At 53.7% G+C, this 4,214-nt stretch carries 3 protein-coding genes; all 3 read left to right on the forward strand.

The window, feature by feature from the left end:
• Nucleotides 1-122, forward strand: a 122-nt coding sequence (locus RTW80_RS22685) for a hypothetical protein (RefSeq protein WP_312720296.1), incomplete at its 5' end; no start/stop codon positions are given.
• A complete protein-coding gene (gene nfrA, locus RTW80_RS22690) occupies nucleotides 109-3,081 on the forward strand; it encodes a bacteriophage adsorption protein NfrA (RefSeq protein ID WP_001333623.1) in 2,973 nt (990 codons plus the stop codon). The genes RTW80_RS22685 and nfrA, both read left to right, overlap by 14 nt.
• Nucleotides 3,082-3,972: a DUF4434 family protein gene (locus RTW80_RS22695; protein ID WP_001224604.1), complete on the forward strand. Its 891-nt coding sequence runs from the start codon at nucleotides 3,082-3,084 to the stop codon at nucleotides 3,970-3,972.
• Nucleotides 3,973-4,214: the final 242 nt, after the last annotated feature.

Here is a 4,214-nt window from a genome sequence, read left to right on the forward strand (position 1 = left end):
CGTTGGATCGCGTCCTGACAATTCAACGCGAATTACAAGTTTCGATGCAATCACTATTACTCAAAGCAGGTTTAAACACAGAACAGGTTGCGCAACTGGAGTCCGAAAATGAAGGAGAATAACCTTAATCGCGTCATCGGATGGTCTGGTTTACTGCTGACGTCTTTATTGAGTACCAGCGCACTCGCAGACAATATCGGCACCAGCGCAGAAGAGCTGGGGCTGAGCGATTATCGCCATTTTGTTATTTATCCCCGTCTCGATAAAGCGCTGAAGGCACAGAAAAATAACGACGAAGCAACCGCCATCCGCGAATTTGAATATATACACCAGCAGGTGCCGGATAATATTCCGCTGACTTTATACCTTGCGGAAGCCTATCGCCATTTTGGTCATGATGACCGGGCGCGGCTGTTGCTTGAGGATCAACTGAAACGTCACCCAGGAGATGCCCGACTTGAGCGCAGTCTGGCGGCTATTCCGGTTGAAGTGAAAAGCGTTACGACAGTTGAAGAACTGCTTGCCCAGCAAAAAGCGTGCGATGCTGCGCCGACCCTGCGTTGTCGCAGTGAAGTCGGGCAGAATGCCCTGCGGCTGGCACAGTTACCTGTCGCCAGAGCGCAACTGAACGATGCGACGTTTGCTGCATCGCCGGAAGGAAAAACGCTGCGAACCGATCTGCTGCAACGGGCAATCTACCTGAAACAATGGTCCCAGGCAGATACGCTATACAATGAAGCACGCCAGCAGAACACATTAAGCGCGGCAGAACGCCGTCAGTGGTTTGACGTGCTTCTTGCCGGGCAGCTGGACGATCGGATCCTGGCACTGCAATCACAGGGGATCTTCACCGATCCTCAGTCATATATTACTTACGCGACCGCGCTGGCTTATCGTGGCGAAAAAGCACGCCTCCAGCATTATCTCATTGAAAATAAGCCACTATTTACCACGGACGCACAAGAGAAAAGTTGGCTCTATCTGTTATCTAAATACAGCGCTAACCCCGTTCAGGCGTTGGCGAATTATACGGTACAGTTTGCCGACAACCGCCAGTATGTTGTTGGCGCGACGCTACCGGTGCTGTTAAAAGAAGGTCAGTACGACGCAGCGCAAAAACTGCTCGCCACCCTCCCCGCCAATGAAATGCTTGAGGAGCGTTATGCTGTCAGCGTGGCGACCCGTAACAAGGCTGAAGCTCTGCGTCTGGCACGATTGCTGTATCAGCAAGAACCGGCAAATCTTACCCGCCTGGATCAACTAACCTGGCAACTGATGCAGAACGAGCAGTCACGCGAAGCTGCCGATTTATTGCTGCAACGCTATCCTTTCCAGGGCGATGCGCGTGTCAGCCAGACTTTAATGGCGCGACTGGCGTCTCTGCTGGAAAGTCATCCTTACCTGGCAACGCCGGCGAAGGTGGCGATTTTATCGAAACCCTTACCGCTGGCGGAGCAACGTCAGTGGCAAAGTCAGTTGCCGGGTATTGCAGATAATTGCCCGGCAATAGTTCGCTTGCTGGGCGATATGTCGCCTTCCTACGATGCCGCCGCCTGGAACCGTCTGGCAAAGTGTTATCGGGACACGCTACCCGGTGTGGCGTTGTATGCATGGCTTCAGGCCGAACAACGACAACCGAGCGCCTGGCAACATCGTGCGGTAGCCTATCAGGCGTATCAGGTTGAGGACTACGCCACCGCACTGGCGGCCTGGCAGAAAATCAGTCTTCACGACATGAGCAATGAGGATCTGCTTGCTGCTGCCAATACCGCCCAGACGGCAGGAAATGGTGCGGCTCGCGATCGCTGGCTACAACAGGCAGAAAAACGTGGACTGGGAAGCAATGCCCTCTACTGGTGGCTGCATGCGCAACGTTACATTCCTGGTCAGCCGGAACTCGCACTGAACGATCTCACGCGCTCAATCAATATTGCGCCTTCTGCCAACGCTTACGTTGCGCGGGCGACAATTTATCGCCAACGTCATAATGTCCCGGCCGCGGTGAGTGATTTGCGCGCCGCGCTGGAACTGGAACCGAATAATAGCAACACCCAGGCAGCGCTTGGTTACGCCTTGTGGGATAGCGGTGATATCGCACAGTCGCGGGAAATGCTCGAACCGGCGCATAAAGGGCTTCCGGACGATCCGGCACTGATCCGACAACTGGCCTACGTGAACCAGCGTCTGGATGACATGCCTGCGACGCAGCACTACGCCCGGCTGGTGATTGATGACATTGATAATCAGGCGCTGATAACCCCACTGACCCCAGAACAAAATCAACAACGCTTCAATTTCCGCCGTTTGCATGAGGAGGTCGGTCGCCGCTGGACGTTCAGTTTCGATTCTTCCATCGGCTTGCGTTCCGGCGCAATGAGTACCGCTAACAATAATGTCGGCGGCGCAGCGCCAGGGAAAAGCTATCGTAGCTACGGACAACTGGAAGCCGAGTACCGCATCGGACGCAATATGCTGCTGGAAGGCGACCTGCTCTCAGTTTATAGCCGCGTCTTTGCCGATACCGGAGAAAACGGGGTGATGATGCCGGTGAAAAATCCGATGTCCGGCACCGGTCTGCGCTGGAAGCCGCTGCGCGATCAGATCTTTTTCATCGCCGTCGAACAGCAGTTGCCGCTGAACGGCCAAAATGGCGCATCCGATACCATGCTGCGCGCCAGCGCCTCATTCTTTAATGGCGGCAAATACAGCGACGAATGGCACCCGAACGGTTCAGGCTGGTTTGCCCAAAACCTGTACCTCGATGCGGCGCAATATATCCGCCAGGATATTCAGGCGTGGACGGCAGATTATCGCGTCAGCTGGCATCAGAAGGTAGCTAACGGACAGACTATTGAGCCTTACGCTCACGTTCAGGACAACGGCTATCGTGATAAAGGCACTCAGGGCGCGCAGCTTGGCGGAGTCGGGGTCCGCTGGAATATCTGGACCGGCGAGACGCACTACGACGCCTGGCCGCACAAAGTCAGTCTCGGCGTCGAGTATCAACATACCTTTAAGGCGATTAATCAACGTAACGGAGAGCGCAACAACGCGTTTCTCACCATTGGAGTGCACTGGTAAATGCGTAAGTTCATTTTCGTATTGCTGACACTGCTTTTGGTCAGCCCTTTTTCCTTTGCGATGAAAGGTATTATCTGGCAACCACAAAACCGAGATAGTCAGGTTACCGATACCCAGTGGCAGGGGCTGATGAGTCAGTTACGTTTGCAAGGCTTCGATACCCTTGTTTTGCAATGGACCCGTTACGGTGATGCATTTACCCAGCCAGAACAGCGCACGTTATTGTTTAAGCGGGCCGCAGCTGCGCAACAGGCTGGTCTGAAGCTTATTGTCGGGCTGAACGCCGATCCGGAATTTTTTATGCACCAGAAACAGTCGTCCGCAGCGCTGGAAAGCTATCTTAATCGCCTGCTGGCTGCCGATCTCCAGCAAGCCAGATTATGGAGCGCCGCGCCTGGCATAACGCCGGATGGCTGGTACATCAGCGCGGAAATTGACGACCTGAACTGGCGCAGCGAAGCCGCCCGTCAGCCTTTGCTAACATGGTTAAACAACGCGCAGCGGCTGATTAGCGATGTTTCAGCAAAACCGGTTTATATCAGTAGTTTTTTCGCCGGAAACATGTCGCCCGATGGCTATCGCCAACTGCTGGAACACGTTAAAGCAACCGGCGTTAATGTCTGGGTACAGGATGGCAGCGGCGTGGATAAACTGACCGCTGAACAGCGTGAACGTTATTTACAGGCCAGCGCCGATTGCCAAAGTCCCGCCCCTGCCAGCGGCGTTGTTTATGAACTTTTTGTCGCCGGCAAAGGCAAAACCTTTACAGCGAAACCGAAACCGGACGCAGAAATTGCCTCGCTGTTAGCGAAACGTTCCTCTTGCGGTAAAGACACTCTCTATTTCTCTCTGCGCTATTTGCCCGTCGCGCACGGCATTCTCGAGTATTAAATCTCCTCCAGGTAAGTCGGGTACGACCTGGCTTACCTCTTTCGCTCTCATCAGAATTCCATCAAGATTAATTGCTAAAAAGCGTGCTAAAGAAAGAAGATCGTTATCGGCGAACGGGCCGATCACTCATGCAGGAAGCATAGATCCTTTGAGCGGAGTTTCTGATATCTGAGGAGTGCGAAATGCAATTGAGCAGCAGTGAACCTTGCGTGGTGATCCTGACCGAAAAAGAGGTAGAGGTA

Source organism: Escherichia sp. AM3, assembly GCF_032029835.1.
GTDB lineage: Bacteria > Pseudomonadota > Gammaproteobacteria > Enterobacterales > Enterobacteriaceae > Escherichia > Escherichia coli.

Excerpts from the sequence above, each read along its gene's own strand:
- nfrA (WP_001333623.1), top strand. The coding sequence starts at position 109 with ATGAAGGAGAATAACCTTAATCGCGTCATCGGATGGTCTGGTTTACTG.
- RTW80_RS22695 (WP_001224604.1), top strand. The coding sequence starts at position 3,082 with ATGCGTAAGTTCATTTTCGTATTGCTGACACTGCTTTTGGTCAGCCCT.